This is a genomic window from Rhodospirillales bacterium, assembly GCA_016699855.1.
Classification (GTDB): domain Bacteria; phylum Pseudomonadota; class Alphaproteobacteria; order Reyranellales; family Reyranellaceae.
The window spans coordinates 1,563,166-1,583,537 of sequence record CP064988.1; the positions used below are offsets into that span (position 1 = coordinate 1,563,166).

Annotated in this window: 14 protein-coding genes; 8 read left to right on the plus strand and 6 right to left on the minus strand. The window is 71.4% G+C overall.

Annotated features, from left to right (window positions below; genetic code table 11):
- Nucleotides 1-5: 5 nt before the first annotated feature.
- Complete coding sequence (locus IPK81_07320; protein QQS13989.1) at nucleotides 6-1,373, minus strand: malonyl-CoA decarboxylase; 1,368 nt, start codon at nucleotides 1,371-1,373, stop codon at nucleotides 6-8.
- 125 nt (nucleotides 1,374-1,498) lie between these two features.
- Between IPK81_07320 and IPK81_07325 the strand changes: the two genes are divergently transcribed.
- A complete protein-coding gene (locus tag IPK81_07325) occupies nucleotides 1,499-2,194 on the plus strand; it encodes a DUF2889 domain-containing protein (GenBank protein ID QQS13990.1) in 696 nt (231 codons plus the stop codon).
- A 4-nt stretch (nucleotides 2,195-2,198) separates the two neighbouring features.
- Here IPK81_07325 and IPK81_07330 read toward each other — a convergent pair whose 3' ends face one another.
- The 3 genes from IPK81_07330 to IPK81_07340 form a co-directional block, all read right to left on the minus strand.
- On the minus strand, nucleotides 2,199-3,800 hold the full coding sequence (locus IPK81_07330) for an FAD-binding oxidoreductase (GenBank protein ID QQS14996.1): 1,602 nt from the start codon (nucleotides 3,798-3,800) through the stop codon (nucleotides 2,199-2,201).
- Nucleotides 3,801-3,929: 129 nt separating this feature from the next.
- Nucleotides 3,930-4,760, minus strand: a complete 831-nt coding sequence (locus tag IPK81_07335; GenBank protein ID QQS13991.1) for a hypothetical protein — start codon at nucleotides 4,758-4,760, stop codon at nucleotides 3,930-3,932.
- Entirely contained in the window at nucleotides 4,757-6,004 is a 1,248-nt protein-coding gene (locus tag IPK81_07340) for a hypothetical protein (GenBank protein QQS13992.1), read from the minus strand. Before IPK81_07340 ends, IPK81_07335 begins: the two co-directional genes overlap by 4 nt.
- A gap of 316 nt (nucleotides 6,005-6,320) precedes the next feature.
- Here IPK81_07340 and IPK81_07345 point away from each other — a divergent pair, with 316 nt between their 5' ends.
- Genes IPK81_07345 through IPK81_07360 form a run of 4 tightly spaced genes read left to right on the plus strand, consistent with a single transcriptional unit; the run spans nucleotide 6,321 to nucleotide 9,774 of the window.
- On the plus strand, nucleotides 6,321-7,568 hold the full coding sequence (locus IPK81_07345; protein ID QQS13993.1) for an epoxide hydrolase: 1,248 nt from the start codon (nucleotides 6,321-6,323) through the stop codon (nucleotides 7,566-7,568).
- Between the two features lie 2 nt (nucleotides 7,569-7,570).
- Nucleotides 7,571-8,131 (plus strand): GNAT family N-acetyltransferase, encoded by a 561-nt coding sequence (locus IPK81_07350; protein ID QQS13994.1) that lies wholly within the window; start codon nucleotides 7,571-7,573, stop codon nucleotides 8,129-8,131.
- A 51-nt stretch (nucleotides 8,132-8,182) separates the two neighbouring features.
- A complete protein-coding gene (locus IPK81_07355; protein ID QQS13995.1) occupies nucleotides 8,183-8,836 on the plus strand; it encodes a hypothetical protein in 654 nt (217 codons plus the stop codon).
- A 29-nt stretch (nucleotides 8,837-8,865) separates the two neighbouring features.
- Nucleotides 8,866-9,774, plus strand: coding sequence for a DUF2167 domain-containing protein (locus IPK81_07360; GenBank protein ID QQS13996.1), 909 nt, complete (start codon nucleotides 8,866-8,868; stop codon nucleotides 9,772-9,774).
- Nucleotides 9,775-9,786: 12 nt separating this feature from the next.
- Here IPK81_07360 and IPK81_07365 read toward each other — a convergent pair whose 3' ends face one another.
- Both IPK81_07365 and secA read right to left on the minus strand, forming a co-directional pair.
- Nucleotides 9,787-10,308 carry a hypothetical protein gene (locus IPK81_07365; protein ID QQS13997.1) on the minus strand — a complete coding sequence of 174 codons (522 nt, stop codon included), beginning with the start codon at nucleotides 10,306-10,308 and terminating at the stop codon, nucleotides 9,787-9,789.
- A gap of 29 nt (nucleotides 10,309-10,337) precedes the next feature.
- Nucleotides 10,338-13,133, minus strand: coding sequence for a preprotein translocase subunit SecA (gene secA, locus IPK81_07370; GenBank protein QQS13998.1), 2,796 nt, complete (start codon nucleotides 13,131-13,133; stop codon nucleotides 10,338-10,340).
- Between the two features lie 265 nt (nucleotides 13,134-13,398).
- On the opposite strand from secA, the gene IPK81_07375 reads away from it, so the two are divergent.
- From IPK81_07375 to IPK81_07385, 3 genes are all read left to right on the plus strand, one after another.
- The gene (locus tag IPK81_07375; GenBank protein QQS13999.1) at nucleotides 13,399-15,105 is read left to right on the plus strand and encodes a VWA domain-containing protein; all 1,707 of its coding nucleotides are present in this window, start codon (nucleotides 13,399-13,401) and stop codon (nucleotides 15,103-15,105) included.
- 97 nt (nucleotides 15,106-15,202) lie between these two features.
- Entirely contained in the window at nucleotides 15,203-17,212 is a 2,010-nt protein-coding gene (locus IPK81_07380; GenBank protein ID QQS14000.1) for a hypothetical protein, read from the plus strand.
- Between the two features lie 169 nt (nucleotides 17,213-17,381).
- Nucleotides 17,382-20,357 carry a virulence factor SrfB gene (locus IPK81_07385; GenBank protein QQS14001.1) on the plus strand — a complete coding sequence of 992 codons (2,976 nt, stop codon included), beginning with the start codon at nucleotides 17,382-17,384 and terminating at the stop codon, nucleotides 20,355-20,357.
- The last annotated feature ends 15 nt before the right edge of the window (nucleotides 20,358-20,372 follow it).

A 20,372-nucleotide genomic window follows, 5' to 3' on the forward strand; every position in this document is an offset into this window, starting at 1 on the left:
ACCGCTCAGGCCGCGACCGGCGGCGCCTCGGCGGCCGGCGCCGGATCGTCGGGCGCCAGCTTGCGCACGGCCGGCGACGCGGCCACGACGCCGCGCGCGGCGTAGGCCTCGTGGTTGGCCTCGATCTCGTCGAGCTTGTAGAGGTAGTTGACCATCAGCCCGTGCGACTGGCGCAGGCCGTTGGCCGAGAGGTCGGCCCCGGGCAACAGGCGCTCCAGCCGCGCGCCGTTGCCGAGGTGGAAGCGCGCCACCGGATCGACCGGACGCCCGCCGAGGCTGCGCGCCCGCAGGAAGTAGTGCGCCGCCAGCGGCGTGAGCGTCGCGCGCGCGGCCGCGACCTTGGCCGGATCGTCGATCCACGCCGGATCGTCGAGGACGGCCAGCGCGTCGGCGGCGCGCGCCACCGGCGCCGCCGGCTTCTTGCGCGCGCGCTCGCGCTTCAGCCACGCCGCGAAGCCCGGCGCCGGCGACAGGGTCGCGAAATGCGTCAACCGGGGCAGCTCGCGGCGCAGATCCTCGACCACCTGCTTGATCAGGAAATTGCCGAACGAGATGCCGCGCAGCCCGTCCTGGCAGTTCGAGATCGAGTAGAACACCGCCGTCGTGGCGTCGGTCGCGGCGATCGGCTCGCGGCCCTCGGCCAGCAGCGGCGCGATCGCCGAGGGGATGCCGCGGGTCAGCGCGACCTCGACGAAGATCAACGGCTCGTCGACCAGGCGCGGATGGAAGAAGGCGAAGCAGCGCCTGTCGGTCGGCTCCAACCGCCGGCGCAGATCGTCCCAGCCGCTGATCTCGTGGACCGCCTCGTAGCGGATGATCTTCTCGAGGATGTTGGCGGGAGTCGTCCAGTCGATGCGCCGCAGCACGAGGAAGCCGCGGTTGAACCACGACGCGAAGAGATGCGCGAAGTCGGAATCGACGGCGGCCAGCGCCGGATCGCCCGGCACGCGCTTGAGCAGCTCCTCGCGCAGGCGCACCAGCGCGCCGATGCCGCCCGGCGCCAGGTTGAGGCGGCGGATCAGCTCCTGGCGGCGCGATTCGGCGGCGGCGTGCAGCGCCGACGCGGCGCCGGGCTTGGGGTCGGCGAGATAGGCCTCGGCCGCCGCGCGCAGGCGCTTGGCGTCGGGTCCGAACCGCTCGGCCAGCGCCGACAGGAAGGCGCCGCGGCCGGCCTCGTCGAGCGCCGTCCAGCGGTCGAGCACCTCGCGCGCCAGCGCCACGCCGGACGCCTCGCCGCGGCTCGACAGCAGCGCCTCGCACAGCGCCGCCAGCCCCTCGCCGCCCGACGCGGCGTCGCGCGGCGCCATGCCGAGCAGGTCGCGGCCGCGGTCGGCGATGGTCTGCAGCAGGTCACCGAGGAACGAACCGGACATCGACGTTACTCCCGTGACGGCACCCCACGCGGTCAAGGATGCCATGCCGCGCCGGCGGTTGCGCGGCGACATACCGCCACTATAGTCCGCGCCTCGTGAATCGCCGTTCATGCGAGAGGACCGTCATGCCGTTGTCCGCGCCCGTCGCGCGCCAGGATCTGCACACGCGAAACGTCGTCTGCCGCGGCTTCTTCCGCGACGACGGGATGTGGGACATCGAGGGCCGCATCACCGACGAGAAGCACTACCGCCACGCCGGCGAGTGGCGCGGCGACCTCGAGGCGGGCGACTACGTCCACAGCATGTCGATCCGTCTGACCATCGACGAGACCATGACGATCCGCGATGTCGAGACCGTGACGGACGCCTCGCCGTACCGGATCTGCCCCGACATCGCACCGAACTTCCGCAAGCTGATCGGCCTGCGCGTCACCGGCGGCTTCCACCGCCAGGCGCGCGAGCGGGTCGGCGGCACGATGGGCTGCACGCACATCGTCGAGCTGCTGGGTCCGGTGGCGACGACGGCGTACCAGACCATCGGCTCGGACAAGGCGCGCGAGCTGATGCGCGCGTTCAAGGCGCGGCAGGCGGTCGAGCGCGGCGAGGCGCCGCCGGCGAAGCCCAAACCGCGCGACGTGTCGGAGATGCGCCCGCCCCGCGTGATGGACACCTGCCACGCCTGGGCGTCGGACGGCCCGGTGATCCGCCGCTGGGCGCCGTTGTTCTACCAGGGACCCGACGGTGCCGCCGTGCGCGCCGACGCGGAGGCCAAGATCCGCGCCCGCGTCGCCGCCTACGACGAGGAGCCGCCGGGCGGCTGACGCCTCAGGCGCGCGACGGCAGCAGGACGCCGGGGTTCATCACGCCGGCGGGGTCGAGCGCGTCCTTGGCGCCCTTGAGCGCGGCGGCGAACAGGTCGGGGCGCTGCTTCACGTACCACGGCATGTGGTCGCGGCCGACGGCGTGGTGGTGCGTGATCGTGCCGCCCAGCCGGTTGAGCGCGTCCGAGCACGCGGTCTTGATGGCGCGCCACTGCGCCTCCATCGCGCCGGGCCGGCCCTTGCCGTAGAAGCTGAAATAGGGCGCCGGCCCGTCGGGGTAGACGTGGGTGAAGCGGCACGACGCGACGTAGCCCGGCCCGCACTCGCGCAGCATCGCCGCGTTCAGCGCGTCCATCACGCCGGCGTGGAAATCGCCGAAGCGGTCCCAGGTGGTCGACGTCTCGAACGTGTCGAACAGGACCGCCAGCGGCGTCAGGATCTCGCGGAAGAACGGCATGCGGATGAAGGCGTTGCGCCACGCGCCGGAGGCGCCGGCGCGGTGGCCGCCCTCGGCGGTGAGCTGGTCGGTGTCCGGCTGGCCGCGATGGTCGCGGGCGCACTCCAGGGCGCGCGCCATCCACGGCCCGACATCGTGGTCGGCCGATTCGAAGGCCAGCACCATGATGTCGGACGATCCGTCGCCGGCGCCCGTCGTCAGCGCCTCGACGCGGTCGAGCAGACGGACGTTGGACGGATAGAGGCCGGCCTGCGAGATCGCGCGGACCGCGCCCCAGGCGTCCTCGAACGTGGCGAAGCGCACCGACGTGCCGGCGCGGAAGCGCGGGCGGTCCTGCAGCCGCATCCACGCCTCGGTGACCAGGCCGAGCGAGCCCTCCGAGCCGATCACCATGCGGTCGGGGCTGGGGCCGGCGCCGGAGCCGGGAAGCCGGAAGCTGTCCCAGACGCCGCGCGGCGTGATCATCCGCGCGGATTCCACGAAATCGTCGATATGCGTGTAGAGCGTCGCGAAGTGCCCGCCCGAACGCGTCGCGATCCAGCCGCCCAGGGTCGAGTACTCGAAGCTCTGCGGAAAATGCCGCAGCGTCAGATCGTGCGGCTTGAGCTGCGCCTCCAGCGCCGGTCCCAGCACGCCCGCCTGGATGCGCGCCGCGCGGCTCTTCCGATCGACCTCCAGCACGCGGTCCAGCCGCTGGAGATTGACCGAGACGACGCCTTTGAAGGCGCCGCCGACGGCCGGCTCGACGCCGCCGACCACCGAGGAACCGCCGCCGAACGGGATGACGGCGACGCCGCTCGATCCGGCCCAGTCCAGCAGGGCGGCGATGTCGGCCTCGTCGGCGGGATAGGCGACGACGTCCGGCGGCTCGGGCACGCGGCGCTCGAAGATGCGCACGGAGTCGATGAAGGATTTGCCGTAGGCGTGCACCAGCCGGTCGATGCGGGCGCTGGAGCAGAACCGCGCGAGGCTGGCCGGCGGCGACACCCGCGGCGGGCGCAGCTCGAATTCGTCCTCGCGCGGCGGCGTGTCGTCGAAGCTTGCGGCGCCGTAGCGCTCGCCCGCCAGCCGGTGGACGAAGGCGCGCTCCTCGGCCGTGGCGCCCTCGCCCTCGAAGCCCCAGCCCCAGAATTTCATCCGCCGCGGCAGGAATGAAGACATCGGCTCGCCCTCCCCTCGTTCCGTCGACGCATCATGGGCGGCGCGCGGCGCGGCACGCAACGGCCGACGAGAATTGCGCACGGAGCAACTGCCGAGCGTTCCCGCCGGAAACCCGGCCTACTTCCGCTCAAGACCGCGTCGGCCAACAGCGCCACGCCCCGGCCGGGTCGCTTCCTGCGTTTCGATATACGCGAGCGCCCAAGCGGAAAACGCCCGTTCCTCCGCGATCTCGTGCAGCAACGACGAGCGCATCTCGGGATGGCTCGTGGCGACGTCCCCCTCCTTGGAGGCGATCCAAGCCGCGCGCAACGCCAGAGCGCGACGCGCCCGCTTGAAACGCCGCAGAAGGAGGAGCCCGCCAACCATGGCCCAACTCCGTTCCACATGGTCGGCGCGATTTACCGAGCGCATCGCCACGAGCACGCTCGCGGCGGTCCGACGCCGCTCCAACCATGCGAACGGCCCGATGTCCATCTCCGCCAGCATGGCCTCGACGATCGGTTCGATGGCGGCGTCGCGCGGAAAGCCCGCCTCGAACATGCCTTCGTCGCACGGCCCGCAATCGTAGCCTCGTGGAAAGAGCGAGAGCGCTGTCGCATGCAGGAACGGCTGCGATTCTCGCGCGCGCAGTGGCGGCGGCGCGTTCGCGGCGAGAAAGTCGACGACACGGGGTGACGTCATCCCGATGCTTGGACTTACGGCGAAGCTGATGGAGGGCGGATCGCGCCAATCCACCCAGCTGTGGAATCCGAAATCGATCAACGCCGTGGCCTCGGGAGAGAGCACCTTTTCGAAACTCTGGCCAGGCAGGTCCTTCCACGGCGGCAGGGCCACGTACCCGCGTGCCGCCATGCGCGGCCGAAGCGCGCGCAGGACCAGCTCCTTGCGGCGCCGGGTGGACGGGGGACGTACATCCTGTGGTTTTATCATGAGAATGACTTTCGTCATTTTATATTATAGTGAACATATATGAAAATGATGTTCGGGGGCAACACACCGCCCGGATTCTTGTGACCCGCGGCGAGGAGCGAGCGGTGGGCCTCCTTACCGACAGGGGTGACCAGGAGGCCTTCGCGCACGGCGGCGATAGCCTCGGTCTGCCCTCGTGACAGCGACGCGTTCGGACCGTTCTTCACTTCGACGAAAGCCCAGGTCCTTCCATCCGGCATCTTGACGAACTGGTCGATGCGAGCGCTGATCTCTCCGGTCTGGCCCCGGCGTCGAATCGTGATCGGAATTTCCGTTTGTACGACTTCGCCTCCTGCGCGCTTCAAGGACTGCGTCCACTTCATGACGCCCATCTTGCCTTTCAAGATCGGCCAGACACCCGTGAACGACCCCGGCCGCCCTTCCTGAACGCGATGGATGTTCTCCCGCCACGAACGCCTTCGATCATCCTCGATCTCGGTCGAGTCGATGTCGTCGCCATCGGCGCGATCGCCGACACCGCCGCCGCTTCCATTGACGAGATGGCTCGCGAGTTCTGGATGCTGCGCTAGAAAATCGTGGACAATACGCAGCGGCTCCGGAACGCTCGGATCGTTCTCGCGGTGCATCGCGCGCGCGTTCTCAGTCGACGCATCTGAACGTCGCGCCGCCGCAACAGCGGCGCGCACATCACGGAGTCGCGACAGAACCTGGACTCGAGCGTCGGGGTCAGAGATCCCTCGCCGGCGCAACTCGTCGCGCGATTGGAGCAGCGCCTTCGTCAACGTGTCGCGGTTGTCGGCGAGAAATCCGTCATCGAACCCCGCGGCCCGGAGCTCTGCGGCGACATCGGCCTCAAACCGCGTGTCCCGATGATCGTTTGAGCGTGACGTAGTCGAGACGGAACGAGAGGCTGCCTCCGGTCTCAGACCGGCCGGCCGCGTCTCTTGCTCCAGCGTGCGGGCGTCCTGGTAGAGCCGCCACGCCGTCGCGCGCAACGCATCCGGCGTCGCATCCCCAGGAACCGCGACGCCGGCAGGATCGTGCGCCGGGTCGGCGGCGCCAAGTGCGCGTGAGTCGGCCGTGCGTCCGATCGCTATCGATTGCCGCCGCAAGCTGTCGGCCGCGCGCGTTGCAGCGTCGGCCGGAGGCGGCGACGGCGCTACCGTAGCTAAAACCAGTGCCTCAAGATCGCGGTCGACGATACCGTTCGACGAAAAAGCGCTGCGGCTGGGCAAACCTTCATCGATTGGTCCGAACGTCATGAGCCGGCCTCCACAGATATTCGTTCTGTGAATGCCATAGTAAATTCTCAAACTGGATAAATTTAAAAACAGGCAGCAGCATGCAATTTTCTGCGTTAGTTAATTGATATCGCTCACGTAAATTATATCGAAACCTTTCCATAGTCGAAAAATCAACGAGATATGACAGCGTGTCTATATCGAACACGATCCGTCAAATTACAGTATAAATGTTCATAATGCATATATTATCAAGCCGCGGACAACTCTGTGGCCTCGTTGCGGCGCTGGAAATGGAATGCTTGTCTGCCCGTCCCGCCGCGACAGAGCCCACGCCGTGACCGAAGAAACCGCCCCGCGCCACGAGACGCCAGAGCCGTTCAAGATCGACGTGCCGGAGCGCGCGCTGATCGATCTCGACGAGCGGCTGCGCAAGTGGCGGCCGCCGGTGTTCGTGGCCGGCGGCGGGTGGGACTACGGCACGGAGGAGCGTTTCCTCAAGGAGCTGATCGACCACTGGCGCCACGGCTACGACTGGCGGCGCTGCGAGGAGCGGTTGAACGCGTTCCCCAACTACCTCGTCGACATCGGCCCGCAGCGGCTGCACTTCATCCGCGAGCCGGGCACGGTGGTCGACGGCGCGCCGCCGCCGGTGCCGCTGATCCTGACGCATGGCTGGCCGGGCTCGGTGGTCGAGGTCCTCGACGTGATCGACAAGCTGGCGCATCCCGAGCGCCACGGCGGCGACGCGCTCGACGCCTTCGACGTCGTCGTGCCGTCGCTGCCGGGCTACGGCTGGTCGGGGCCGCCGATGCGTGACGGCGGGCCGGGCCCGATCGGGCCGCGCGCCATCGGCCGGCTGTGGCACAGGCTGATGACCGAGGCGTTGAACTACCGCCGGCCCTACGTGGCGCAGGGCGGCGACTGGGGCGCCGCGGTCTCGACCTGGCTGGCGCACGACCATCCCGTGGTCGAGAAGGACGACGTCAAGACTGGCTGCCAGGCGCTGCATCTGAACATGATGGTGTTCCGGCCGGGCATCGACCGGAAGGCGACGGCGCTGACGCCCGAGGAGACGGCGTGGCTGAAGGCGGCGACGGACGAGCGCGCCGCCAAGACCGCCTACCAGGGGATCCAGAACACCAAGCCGCAGTCGCTGGGGATCGGGTTGACCGATTCGCCCGCCGGGCTGGCGGCGTGGATCGTCGAGAAGTTCCACGGCTGGAGCGATTGCGGCGGCGACCTCCGCTCGCGCTTCTCGATGGACACGCTGCTCGACAACGTCATGGTCTACTGGCTCAACGGCAACATGGCGACGGCCACGTGGCTGTACCGCGGCGTGCGCGAGGAGGACGCCCGGCTGGCCGTCGGCGAGAAGGTGGCGACGCCGACGGCGTTCATGGCGTTCCCCGCCGATCTAGCGCCGCCGCCGCCGGAGGCGTGGGTCGAGCGCGCGTACAACCTGCGGCGCTACCGCGCGCAGCCGCGCGGCGGCCATTTCGCGGCGCTCGAGGAACCCGACCTGCTGGTCGACGACATCCGCGACTTCGTCCGGCCGCTGCGCTTCGGCGCCGCCAACGATTGACGATGGCGCCGGCGCCGGTCGCGATGCGCGCCGCGAAGCGGCACGAGCTGGCCGCGATCCAGGACATCGAGAGCGCGGCCGACACGGTGTTCCGCTGCGCCGCCATGCCGTGGGTGCTGGCGATGCCGCCCGCGGATCTCGAGATCCTGGAGACGGCGCGACGCCGCGGCCACCTGCGCGTCGCGGTCGACCGCGCCGACACGCCGATCGGCTTCGCGCTGCTCTCGACGCTGGGCGGCGAGGCGTTCCTCCACCAGCTCTCGGTCGTGCCGCGCCACGCCGGCCGCGGCGTCGGCGGCGCGCTGCTGGAGGCGGCATGCGCGATCGCCCGCGACGAGGGCCGCGCCAGCGTCGCGCTGTCGACGGCGCTGGGCGTGCCGTGGAACGCCCCGTTCTACGCGCGGCGCGGCTTCGTCGTGGTGCCGCCGCGCGACTACACCGCCGCGATGCGGCGCGAGCGCGCGCACGAGATGCGCATGGGCCATCCGGCGTGGCGCCGCTGCTTCATGCGCCGCGCGCTGGACGCCGCCGGCGCGCCAAATCCGGGCGCATCCGCGCTATAGTGCTTCCGCCCGACGGCGGGATGCCGGCGCGGACGGCAGGGGGGACCGACGATGTTCGAGCGCATGGACGTGCAGCAGCTCTTTCCGACGCCGCTGTGGGTCCTCGACCTGAAGCCCGACGCGCACCGCGCGCTCAACGCGCGGCTGAAGGCTGAGATCGACAAGCTCGCGACGCCGCGGCCGCCGGTGCCGGCCGGCGCCAACTGGCAGACCGATCCGGTCCTGCACAAGCTGCCGCAGTTCGCCGATTTCACGGCGCTGGTCGAGCAGGCCGCCCGGGGCGCGCTGCGCTCGCTGCGGCTGGAGAAGTACGGCCTGTTCGTGACCGGATGCTGGGCCAACATCAACCCGCCCAACGGGATCAACTCGAGCCACAGCCATCCCAACAACTTCCTGAGCGGCGTGTACTACGTCTCGATCCCGACCGGCGGCGACCGCATCGAGTTCCTCGACCCGCGGCCGCAGGCCGCCGTGATGATGCCGCAGCCGGCGGAGTTCAACGTCTTCAACGGCAACAGCGTGACGGTCGAGGCGAAGGACGGGCGGATGGTGCTGTTCCCGGGCTGGCTGACGCACCAGGTGCCGGTCAACGCCTCGGCGTCGGAGCGCTACTCGATCGCCTTCAACCTGATGTTCGAGCGCTTCGGCGAAACGGCGGCGATGCCGCTGTGGAAGGGCCGCATCCCGCTCACGCCGCCGGGGTGACGGGCGGACGACCGATCGGAGGGACCGCGATGCTGGTGAGATTTCTCCTCGCGCTGCTGCTGACGTTCCCCGTCGCGGCCGGCCACGCGCAGGCGCCGCCGGCCGCGACGCCATCAGCCGCCGAACGCGAGCGCGCGCTGGCGTCGGCCTGGGAGGCGGCCTCGCAGGCCGCGAAGCGCGGGCCGGCGACGGTCGCGCTGATCGACCAGGGCAGCTTCGCGGTGCCCGCCGGCGCCGTCTACATCCCGCTGCCGCAGGCGGCGGCGCTGATGCGCGCGATGGGCAACACGGTGCGGCCGAACATGCTCGGCGTGCTGGCCTCGGAATCTGGCGACGACTGGATGGCGGTGCTGACCTTCGTCAAGGAAGGCCACATCAAGGACGACGACGCGCGCGAGTGGAACGCCGACGATCTGCTGGCGAGCCTGCGCGAGGGCACCGCCGCCGGCAACGAGGAACGCCGCCGCCGGGGATTTCCCGGGCTGGAGCTGATCGGCTGGATCGAGAAGCCGGCCTACGACGCCGCCACGCAACGGCTGGTGTGGTCGGTCAACGCGCGCCAGGAGGGCGCAGCGCCCGACGCCGACCGCACCGTGAACTACAACACCTACGTGCTGGGCCGCGAAGGCTATTTCAGCCTGAACTTCCTGACGTCGGAGAAGCTGATCCCGGCGCAGAAGCCGGTCGCGCACGGATTGCTGGCCGGACTCAGTTTCGTCGACGGCAAGCGCTACGCCGATTTCGACGCCTCGACCGACAAGGTCGCGGCCTACGGGCTGGCGGCGCTGGTCGGCGGCGCGGCGCTGAAGAAATTCGGGCTGTTCGCCGTGATCGGCGCGTTCCTGCTCAAATTCTCCAAGCTCGGCCTGCTCCTGCTGATCCCCGTGCTGTGGATCGGCCGCAAGCTGTTCACGCGCCGCGGCGGCGGCCAGTCCTAGGACGCGCCGCGCTCACTTGCGGGTGGCGTCGCGCATCGCGGCGAGGTCGAAACGCTCGGCGAACGACAGCGCCTCGTCGGGGCCGACGCGCGTGAACTGGATCATCAGCGTCGGCGCCGCGGCGGCCTGCGTGTTGAACGGGTTGCCCGAGGTCAGCGACACGATCACGATCCCGGCGCGGTCGGCCTTGTCGTACATGCTGAAGACCGGGAAGCCCTTGACCGTGACGGGCTCCGGCGCGGCGCCGCCGCCGGCCAGCCCCATCATCTGGACCTGCGCGCCCATCGGATGCCCGATGCCGAGGATGGCCGTGATCTCCGCGTCGCCGCGCTTGTACTCGCGCGTCGCCCAGGTCATGTCCTGGCCCTGCATCTGCACGCTCATGCCGTCGGCCTTGCCGCCCTTCCACTGCGGCACGTCGACCAGCAGGGCCGCGAGCGCCTTGTGGGACTGGGCCGCCGCGCCCAGCGGCAGGGCGGCGGCGAGCGGCGCGAGGGCGGCGAGCGCCGCGGCGCGTCGTGTCAGGGCGAGCATGCGATCCTCCCGGCTCCGTCGCGGTCCGGCTACATCGCGCCGTGGCAGTGCTTGAACTTCTTGCCGGAGCCGCAGGGGCACGCGGCGTTGCGCGGCACCTTGCCCCAGGTCGACGGATCGGCCGGGTCGACCGCGCGCTGGCCGCGCCGCGCGGCAGGCGCGGACTCGCCGGCGCCGCGCTGGCCGCCCGGCGCCGAGACGGCGGGGTCGTCGGGATCGAGCGAGGCCGGGGGCGCGTCGCGGAACACCGCGCCGTCGTCGGCCATCGCCGCGGCCAGCGCCGGATCGGCGTGGATCGCGCGCAGCTGCTCCGGCGGCGTCTCCTCCGGCATCGGGACCGGCTCCTCCATGCGGATCTGCACGTGCGCCAGCACCTGCGAGGCGGTCTCGCGCATGCCCGCGAGCATCGACTCGAACAGGTCGAACGCCTCGCGCTTGTACTCGTTCAGCGGATCCTTCTGGCCGTAGGCGCGCAGCCCGATCCCCTGGCGCAGGTGGTCGAGGTGGAGCAGATGCTCCTTCCACGACTGGTCGAACACCTGCATCAGCACGCTCTTCTCGACCTGGCGCAGGATGTCGGGGCCGTAGTTGGCGGCCTTCTCCGCCATCTGGCGGTCGACCGCGTCGAGCAGGCGCTGGCGGATCTCGTCGTCGGCGATGCCCTCCTCCCTGGCCCAGGCGTCGACCGGCAGATCGAGGCCGAACACGCGCTCGACGTTGTCCTTGAGGCCGGCGACGTCCCACTGCTCGGGATAGGCGCTCTCGGGGATGGCGCGCTTGACGAAGCCCTCGACGACGGAATGGCGCATCCCGCCGACCATCTCCGAGAGGTCCTCCTGCGCCATCAGCTCGAGGCGCTCGCGGTAGATCTCCTTGCGCTGCGCGTTCATGACGTCGTCGAAGCGCAGCAGGTTCTTGCGCATCTCGAAGTTGCGCGCCTCGACCTTCTGCTGCGCGCGCTCCAGCGCCTTGTTGATCCAGCGGTGGACGATCGCCTCGCCCTCCTCCAGCTTCAGGCGCTGCAGCACGCCGTCCATGCGCTCCATGCCGAAGATGCGCATCAGGTCGTCGTCGAGCGACAGGAAGAACTTGGACGCGCCGGGATCGCCCTGGCGGCCGGAGCGGCCGCGCAGCTGGTTGTCGATGCGCCGGCTCTCGTGGCGCTCGGTGCCGATGACGTAGAGGCCGCCGGCCTTGAGCACCGCCTCGCGCGCGGCGGCCACCTCGGCCTCGATCGCGCGGCGGCCCTCGGCCAGCGCCGCCTCGTCGGTGACGCCGGCGAGATCGACCCGCACCCGCATCTCGACGTTGCCGCCGAGCTGGATGTCGGTGCCGCGGCCGGCCATGTTGGTGGCGATCGTCACGGCGCCGACCCGGCCGGCCTGGGCGATGATGGTCGCCTCCTGCTCGTGGTAGCGGGCGTTGAGCACGCTGTGCGGCACGCCGCGCTTCTTGAGCTCCTCCGACAGCGCCTCGGACTTCTCGATCGACACCGTGCCGACCAGCACCGGCTGCTCGCGTCCGCGGCACTCCTCGATCAGGTCGATGATCGCCTTCGTCTTCTCGCGCGCCGTGCGGTAGACCTCGTCGTCGTGGTCCTTGCGCGCGACGGGGACGTTGGTCGGGATCTCGACCACCTCGAGGTTGTAGATCTCCTGGAACTCGGCCGCCTCGGTCATCGCCGTGCCGGTCATGCCGGCCAGCTTCGGGTAGATGCGGAACAGGTTCTGGAAGGTGATCGAGGCCAGCGTCTGGTTCTCGCGCTGGATATCGACGCCCTCCTTGGCCTCCAGCGCCTGGTGCAGGCCCTCCGAGTAGCGGCGCCCGCTCATCATGCGGCCGGTGAACTCGTCGATGATGACGACCTGGCCGTCCTTGACGATGTAGTCGACGTCGCGCGCGAACAGCTTGTGGGCGCGCAGCGCCTGGGTGGCGTGGTGGACCAGCGAGACGTTCTGCAGCGCGTAGAGGTTGCTGTCGGCGTCGAGCAGGCCCTTCTCCTTCATCAGGCGCTCGATCTCCTCGGTGCCGGCCTCGGTGAACGACACCGCGCGCTGCTTCTCGTCCTTCTCGTAATGGTCGGCCGTCAGCAGCGGGACCAGCGCGTCGCAGGCGCGGTACAGCTCGGAGGAGTCCTCGGCCGGGCCGGAGATGATCAGCGGCGTGCGCGCCTCGTCGACCAGGATCGAGTCGACCTCGTCGACGATCGCGAAATTGTACTCCCGCTGCGTCATCTGATCGCGGCGGTACTTCATGTTGTCGCGCAGGTAGTCGAAGCCGAACTCGTTGTTTGTGCCGTAGGTGACGTCGCAGGCGTAGGCCTCGCGGCGCTCGTCGTCCGACATGTCGTGGACGATCACGCCGACGGTCAGGCCGAGGAAGCGGTAGACGCGGCCCATCCAGTCGGAGTCGCGGCCGGCCAGGTAGTCGTTGACGGTGACGACGTGCACGCCCTTGCCCGACAGGGCGTTGAGGTAGACCGCGAGCGTGGCGACCAGCGTCTTGCCCTCGCCGGTCTTCATCTCGGCGATCTTGCCCTGGTGCAGCACGATGCCGCCCATGAGCTGGACGTCGAAGTGCCGCTGGCCGAGCGCCCGGCGGGCGCCCTCGCGCACGGTGGCGAAGGCCTCGACCAGCAGGTCGTCCAGCGTATCGCCCTTGGCGATGCGCTCGCGGAACATCGGCGTGCGCGCCCGCAGCTCGTCGTCCGACAGCTTCAACAGGTCCGGCTCGAGCGCGTTGATCCGCGCCACGACCTTGTCGAGCCCCTTCACGAACCGGTCGTTGGCGGTGCCGAAGATACGGCGGGCGACAGCCCCGAACATGAAAAACCTCGGCGAATCAAACGGGTCGCGGGGAATCGGCCTTCTCAGGCGGACCCGGCCGGGGAGAGATAGAGACGGCATCCGCGGGTGTCAACGCGACGCCGCCCGCGCGGGCGTCACGGTCGAGTGCGGCCCGGGACGCCCGGCCGGCCCGCCCCCGCCAGCGGCCCGGAAATCCCGCCACTGGCTCCGGAATCGCGCATTTTCGCCGCAATCCGCGTCGATCTTGCGACCGGGCGCGGATTATCTGGATTCGGAGAGACCGTTGGACGGCGACAGGCTGCTGGAGACCACCGGCGACGAGCTGCGCCCGCTGGGCGTCGGTGGCGTCGCGGTGCACCGCGCCTTCGGCCAGCTCCGCGCCGTGCTCGGCCGCCGGCTCGGCGCCCGCCACGCCGCCCTGCTCGCCGAGCCGCACGTCAGCGACGGCGACACGGATTGGTACAGTCCCGCCATCGGGCCGGTCGTCCGCCTCGGCATGCTGCCGCCGGCCCGGCGCGCCGCCGCGCTGGACGACCTCGCCGGATTGCTCCGTGACATCGAGGCCCTGGCGGCGGCGCTCGAACGCGAACCGGCGACGGACGGACCGCGGCTGGCCGCCAGCCTCCGCCTCGCCCTCCACCGCCCCGGCGACCACCTCGTCTTCGTCGTCGGCGACCAGCCGGTGATCGTCGGTTGGGGCTGCGAACCGGATACCGCGCTGCCGTCGTCGTTCCTGCCGGCGGTCACCGACGCGCCGGCGACAGCGGCCGCGCCGGCGTCGATCGACGGGCTCGCTGCCGCTGGCGCCGCGCCCGCGGCGCTCCTCGCCCCTCCGCCATCCGCGCCCGCGTCGCGCCGCCGCCTGTATGCCGGAGGCGCCGTCGCGTGCCTGTTGGTCGGCGTCGTGGCGGCCGGCGCCTGGTCGCTAGTGGCGCCGCCGACCACCGGCCGGGTGGTCGAGGCCCGGCGCGCCGCCGAAGCGCCGCGCGTCGCCGCGACGACGGCGCGCGCGCCGGCCGGCGTGGCGGGCGCCCTGCCGTCCGCCCCGGATGTCGACGACCCGTCGATCGCGCTGTCGGTCACCCTCGCCGCCGAGCGCGAACGCGGCCGCGAACTCGGCATCGAGCTGGCGTCGCTGCGCGAGCGCGCGCGCCGCGAACTCGAGATCTGCGCCGCCACGCCACCGGCGCCGCCGCGTTCCACCGCCCCGCCGGCGATGGCATCGGCCGCCCCGAAGCCGTCGGCCGCCACGCCGGCGCCGGCCGCCGGCGCCCTCGTGCTGGCCGCGCCGGCGCATCGCGCGGCGGCCGCCGAATGCCCGCCGCCGCGCCGCGCCGACGCGCCGCCGCCCGACATCGTGATCGTGCTCGACGCGTCCGACAGCATGATGGCGGCCAGCGGCTCGCCCGTGGCGGCGCGCGACGCCACCGCGGCGCGCGAACGCCGCGGCGACCGGACCGCCGACGTCAAGGCCAAGCCGGCGCCGCCCGGCGCGCGGCGCATCGACGACGCCAAGCGCGCCGTCGCGCGCGTGGTGCCGCGCCTCGGCAGCGACGTCGCCGTCGGCTACATCAGCGCCGCCGGCTGCCGCGGGATCACCGCCCACGGCACGTTCGAGGCGGGCCAGCGAGACCGCCTGATGGCGCTGGTCGACACCACGCCGACGCGCGGCGGCACGCCGCTGGCGCGCGCGATCGACCGCGCCGGCGCCATGCTGCGCGCCGACGACGGCGTCATCGTCGTGATGACCGACGGCGGCGACACCTGCGGCGGCAACGTCTGCGCCGTGGCGCAGCGCCTGCACGAGGCGCGTCCCGGCGTCCGCGTCCATCTGATCGACCTCTCGGGCGGCGCCGGCGAGGCGATGTGCCTGGCCGGCATCACCGGCGGGCGCGTCCTCGTCGCGACCAACGCGCAGGCGGCGCAGGCGGCGCTGGGCATCGCGACGACGCGGCCCCCGGCGCCGGCGGCCTGCCAACCCGCCCGCTAGATATGCTACGAAGGGCCGGGACGGCGCGCCGGCGCCGTCTCCCCTCGACGCCGCCGATCCCGGCGGCGTCCGGTTCGCGCAGGGAGTCCATGCCGCGATGAGCTCGGGACCTTTCCTGATCGGCGCCGAGACGGCGCGCTATCGGGCGCTGGGCGAAGGCGGCGACCTCGTGTGGCGCCGCGCCACGCAGCTGCGCGCCGCCGTGGACACGCGCCTCGGCAAGCGTCACGCCGAGCTGTTCGCGATCCCCCGCGCCGGCGAGACGTCGGACCGCGTCGACTGGTACGCCCCGTTCGAGGGCGCCGCGCGGGCGTGGAGCGATCTGGCCGAGCCGGAGCGCCGGGCGCTCCAGGCGAAGGTGCAGGAGCTGCGCCCGGAGCTCGAGCGCCTGGTCGAGCGCCTCGACGCCGCCGGCCGGTCCGACGGCGAGCGGGCGTTCGGCAAGCTGCTGCGCCACGCCCTGATCGCGCCCGGACCCGAGACGTTGTTCGCGGTCGACGGCAAACCGGTGCTGGCGTTCTGGGGATTCGCGCCCGACGACGGCAAGCCCGGCCAGCTTCTCGGCATCGCCGCCGCGCCGGCCGCGTCGCTGCCGACGTGGAACGCGCCGACCATGGCCGCGCCGCCGCCCTCGACCACGATCATGGCGCCGTCGTCGACGACCATCGTGGCACCGCCGTCGACCACCGTGGTCGCGCCGCCGTCGGCGCCGACCATGGCGCAGCCGCCCGGTGGCTATCCGCCGCCGCCGGGCATGACGCAGGTCGGCGCCTATCCCCCGCCGCCTGGCGTCTACCCGCCACCGCCCGGCGCCTACCCACCGCCGCCAGGCGGGTATCCGCCACCACCCGGCGGTGGATACCCGCCGCCACCGCCCGGTGGCTTCCCGCCGCCGCCGATGGCCGCCGCGGCCGCGCAGCCGCCGTCGAACTGGTGGAAATGGACGCTGGTGGCGTCGATTCTGCTGCTGGCGCTGGCGGGCTCTGCGTATCTCGTCGCGCCGTACCTACCGTTGTGGAACGGCATGACGCAGGCCCAGATCAACGAGGAGGTCGCCCGCCGCATGGCCGGCGCACCGGGCGCGCCCGGCGGCGTCGCGGTCCTCGACCGTTCCGCCCTCGACGCCGAGACGCGCCGCACCGAGGCGTTGACCACCGATCTGCAGCGGCTGTTGACCCAGGTGGTCGAGAAGCGCGCGCAATGCACGCCCGGCCGGCAGGGATCGGTGATCGTCCCCGGCGGCACCGTGCCCGGCACGACGGTCCCCGGCGGCACCGTACCGGGTACCGGCGTCCCCGGTGGTCCGGTGGTCGGCGGACCCGGCACGGTGCCGGCGGCGACGACGCCCGGCGCCGAGCGCGGACCGGCCATCGGTCCCGACGGCAAGCCACTCGATCCGTCGCGGACGCCCAAGGCCGGCGAACTGGACCCCGGCAAGGGACCCGGAACCGCGCCGCGCCCGGGTGAGCCGAAAACCGCCATGACCCCGCCGGAGAAGGGCAAGGGCGAGCCCGGCACCACGCCACGCCCGCCGGAGGCGAAGCCCGGCGAGCCCCAGGAAAAGGGCAAAGCGGGCCCCGGCGCGGCGCCGAAGGGCGAGCCCAAGACGGCTGCCACGACTCCGCCACCGGCCGGCAAACCGATCGAGCCCAAGGTCGAGGCGGCGCCGGGTCCGGCCGGTCCGCAGGGCAAGGCGCCGGGCAAGCCCGGCGAAAAGCCGTTCGAGAAGCCGGCCGAGAAGCCGATCGAGCAGATCAAGCTACCGCCGGGGCCCGGCACCGGGTTCCTCGAAGGCACCTGGCGCTCCGACACGGACCTGACGACGCAGTCCGGCGAGGAGGTCCGCCCGCAATACACCTTCGACAAGGACGGCAAGGGCACCACCAAGATCACCCAGAAAAACGGCGTGGTGTGCGAGGGTCCGGCGCAGGCCACGCGCGAGGCCGACGGCAAGCTGGTGATCCGCGAGAGCGAGGCGCTCAAATGCTCGGACGGCACGACCTTCGCGCCCTCGACGGTGACGTGCGCGCCCGGCCAGCAGGGTGTCGCGCAGTGCACCGGCCGGAGCGAGGGCGGACCGCCCTACACGGTGCGCCTCGGCCGCTGATCGCGTGGCGCGGCGGCAGCCGCGCCGGCGTGACGTGACGGTGGAACTCCGGCGCCGGGACTGCCGCGGCGCGGGCGCTCGCTGACGAAGGTTGCGGCGCGGTGCCACCCGCCGATACACTGTCGCCACGCGTCGCACCGGCGCGCCGCCCGCCGTCAGCGTCGTCATCATGAGCGATCTCGCCTATCTCCCCCGATATCCCCAGCCGACGACCCTGATCGCCAAGAGCGGCGTGCAGTTCCTCGATTTCGGCTTCGATCCCAACCGCCTCATCGTCAAGGAGTGGCGGTTCCAGGACACCAACGCGCTCGGAGCGACGTCGCCGTCGCCCGACAAGCTCGTCCAGTTCGAGTACGACGCCGGCACCGGCGTCTACACGGTGATGGAGGGCGGCAAGCGCAAGGAGGCGCAGGGCAACCTCGACATCGGATTGAAGGACGCGCTGGCGCCGTTCATCGACAAGTGGATCCCCGTGCCGTTCTTCCAGGTGCGGCCGGGCCGCAGCTTCAAGGACGGCCCCAGCGACTGGGCGCGCGTGCGGCTGGTCGATCTGGAGGCGCGCAACGGCGAGGGCTTCCGCGACGAGCACGGCTTCCGCTACCGCATCGTGCTGGCGTTCGACACCGGCCTGCTGCCGGAGCTCGAGGGCCGCGCCTACCTCGCGCCCTCGGCCAAGGACGTCGCGTCGGGCGCGATCTTCTCGCTGGCGCCGCGCCAGGCCGACAACCAGTGGTTCCTGCGCCAGGACTGGGTGCAGAAGTGGATCGACGAATCGTTCCGCGAGCTGTTCCCCAAGCTGTCGCCGCAGGAGATCGAGAGCGAGGCCAAGCGCTCGCCGGCCGAGCCCACGGCGCGCTACCTGTCGTTCCTCGGCCTGCTCGACGGCGCCGGCGTCTTTCCGCCGATCAAGATGGTCGGCGACGCCGAGCATCCCGGCCGCGGCGCGATCGACGTCGACCTCGTGCTCGACGTCGGCAACTCGCGCACCTGCGGCATGCTGATCGAGTCGACGGGCGAGCGGGCGGCCAACCTCAACGATTCCTACGAGCTGGCGCTGCGCGACCTGACGCATCCCGAGCGGGTCTACGCCAAGCCGTTCGAGTCGCGCATCGAGTTCGCGCAGGCGGAGTTCGGCAAGAACCACCTGTCGCGGCTGGGCGGACGCACCGACGCCTTCGTGTGGCCGACCATGGCGCGCATCGGGCCCGAGGCGACGCGGCTGGCGGCGCGCCGCCGCGGCACCGAGGGCAACACCGGCATGTCCTCGCCCAAGCGCTACCTGTGGGACGTCGACGCCCAGAAGCGCGAATGGCTGTTCAACACCGCCTTCTCGTCGGAGATGGGCACCATGGCCGCCAACAGCGGCCCGCTGGCGCAGCTCGTCAACCAGAAGGGCGAGGCGCTGCACCGGCTCGATCCGGAGGACCCCGACAACCTGCCGGTGTTCGAGCCGCTCTACTCGCGGTCGTCGATGATGACCTTCGCGATGTGCGAGATCGTGCTGCAGGCGCTGACGCAGATGAACTCGGCGGCGCAGCGCGGCCGGCGCAGCCACGCCGAGGTGCCGCGCCGCCTGCGGCGCATCCTGATGACGGTGCCGACCGGCATGCCGCTGGCCGAGCGCCAGATCTTCAAGCGCCGCGCCGAGGCGGCGCGCGACCTGGTGTGGATGGTGCTGGGCTGGCGTCTCGACGACTGGGACGCGCCGCCGCCGGAGGTGTTCCTCGAGTGGGACGAGGCGAGCTGCACCCAGCTCGTCTACCTCTACACCGAGGTCGCGCGGAATTTCGGCGGCGACGCGCGCGCCTTCTTCCAGGCGGCGCGCAAGCCGCGCCTGCGCCAGGACCGCTCCGACACGCTGCGCATCGCCAGCCTCGACATCGGGGGCGGCACCACCGACCTGATCATCAACACCTACACGGTCGAGGGCGCCGGCACGTCGGTGACCATCCATCCCGAGCAGAACTACCGCGAGGGCTTCAACAAGGCCGGCGACGACATCCTGCTGCGCGTCATCCAGCAGCACGTGCTGCCGCCGATCGAGCGGGCGCTGGCCGACGCCGGCATCGCCGCCGCCGACGACCTCACGGCCGAGCTGTTCGGCGGCGACCGCGGCGGCGAGGACGTCGAGACCCGCAACCTGCGCCGGCAGTTCGCGCTCCAGGTGGCGAGCCCGATCGGGCTGGCGCTGCTGGGCGCCTGCGAGGCCTACGCGCCGCTCGACGGGACGGCGTCGGCCGAGGCGCGGCCCTTCGAGTCGTTCTTCGCCGCGCACGCCCGGCCGGCGGCCGAGGTGGTGACCTTCATCAACGAGACCGCGCGCAAGCGCGGCGGCCGCGACTTCGACCTGCGCAAGGTGGTGTTCCCGGTCGACCTGCCGGGCATCGACGACACCGTGCAGGCCGAGATCAAGAACGTGCTGACGCCGCTGTGCGAGCTGGTCTACGCCTACGACTGCGACCTGCTGCTGCTGACCGGCCGCCCGTCGCGGCTGCCGGCGCTGCGCTCGCTGGCGCTGAAGCTGCTGCCGCTGTCGCCCGACCGCGTCGTGCCGCTGCACGAGTACCGCGCCGGCGTCTGGTATCCTTTCCGCGACAGCCGCATGCGGGTCGGCGACCCCAAGACCACGGTCGCGGTCGGCGCCATGATCTGCGCCCTGGGCCAGTCGCAGCTGCCCGGCTTCTCGTTCCGCTCCGACAAGCTGAAGGCGCGCAGCACCGCGCGCTTCATCGGCAAGATCGAGGGCGCCGGGCGGATGCTGAAGCAGGACACGTACTACTCCAACGTCGACCTCGACAATCCCGAGTTCCAGCTTCCCGAGTCGCCGTTCGAGTTCCGCGGCCCCATGACGCTGGGCTTCCGGCAGATGGACCTCGAGCGCTGGCCGACGACGCGGCTGTACTTCCTCGAGTACGCCAGCAAGAAGGACGGCGACGCGCTGAGCCGGCGCACGCCGCTGTTCGTGACGCTCAAGCGCGCGCGGCCCAGCGAGCGCGGCGGCGTCGACGTCGAGAACGTCGACATCGGCACGGTGGTCGACCGCGACAGCAACAACGTCAACCGCCGCGCGCTCTCGCTGCGGCTGCAGACGCTGGCGCAGTCCGAGGGCTACTGGCTCGACACCGGCATGCTGAAGACGGTCTGAACGACGGCGGCGCGC

What these genes read in the sequence shown, in the direction of transcription:
- IPK81_07320 (QQS13989.1), bottom strand. Translation starts at nt 1,373, where the DNA reads ATGTCCGGTTCGTTCCTCGGTGACCTGCTGCAGACCATCGCCGACCGC.
- IPK81_07325 (QQS13990.1), top strand. Translation starts at nt 1,499, where the DNA reads ATGCCGTTGTCCGCGCCCGTCGCGCGCCAGGATCTGCACACGCGAAAC.
- IPK81_07335 (QQS13991.1), bottom strand. Translation starts at nt 4,760, where the DNA reads ATGACGAAAGTCATTCTCATGATAAAACCACAGGATGTACGTCCCCCG.
- IPK81_07340 (QQS13992.1), bottom strand. Translation starts at nt 6,004, where the DNA reads ATGACGTTCGGACCAATCGATGAAGGTTTGCCCAGCCGCAGCGCTTTT.
- IPK81_07350 (QQS13994.1), top strand. Translation starts at nt 7,571, where the DNA reads ATGGCGCCGGCGCCGGTCGCGATGCGCGCCGCGAAGCGGCACGAGCTG.
- IPK81_07355 (QQS13995.1), top strand. Translation starts at nt 8,183, where the DNA reads ATGTTCGAGCGCATGGACGTGCAGCAGCTCTTTCCGACGCCGCTGTGG.
- IPK81_07360 (QQS13996.1), top strand. Translation starts at nt 8,866, where the DNA reads ATGCTGGTGAGATTTCTCCTCGCGCTGCTGCTGACGTTCCCCGTCGCG.
- IPK81_07365 (QQS13997.1), bottom strand. Translation starts at nt 10,308, where the DNA reads ATGCTCGCCCTGACACGACGCGCCGCGGCGCTCGCCGCCCTCGCGCCG.
- secA (QQS13998.1), bottom strand. Translation starts at nt 13,133, where the DNA reads ATGTTCGGGGCTGTCGCCCGCCGTATCTTCGGCACCGCCAACGACCGG.
- IPK81_07380 (QQS14000.1), top strand. Translation starts at nt 15,203, where the DNA reads ATGAGCTCGGGACCTTTCCTGATCGGCGCCGAGACGGCGCGCTATCGG.
- IPK81_07385 (QQS14001.1), top strand. Translation starts at nt 17,382, where the DNA reads ATGAGCGATCTCGCCTATCTCCCCCGATATCCCCAGCCGACGACCCTG.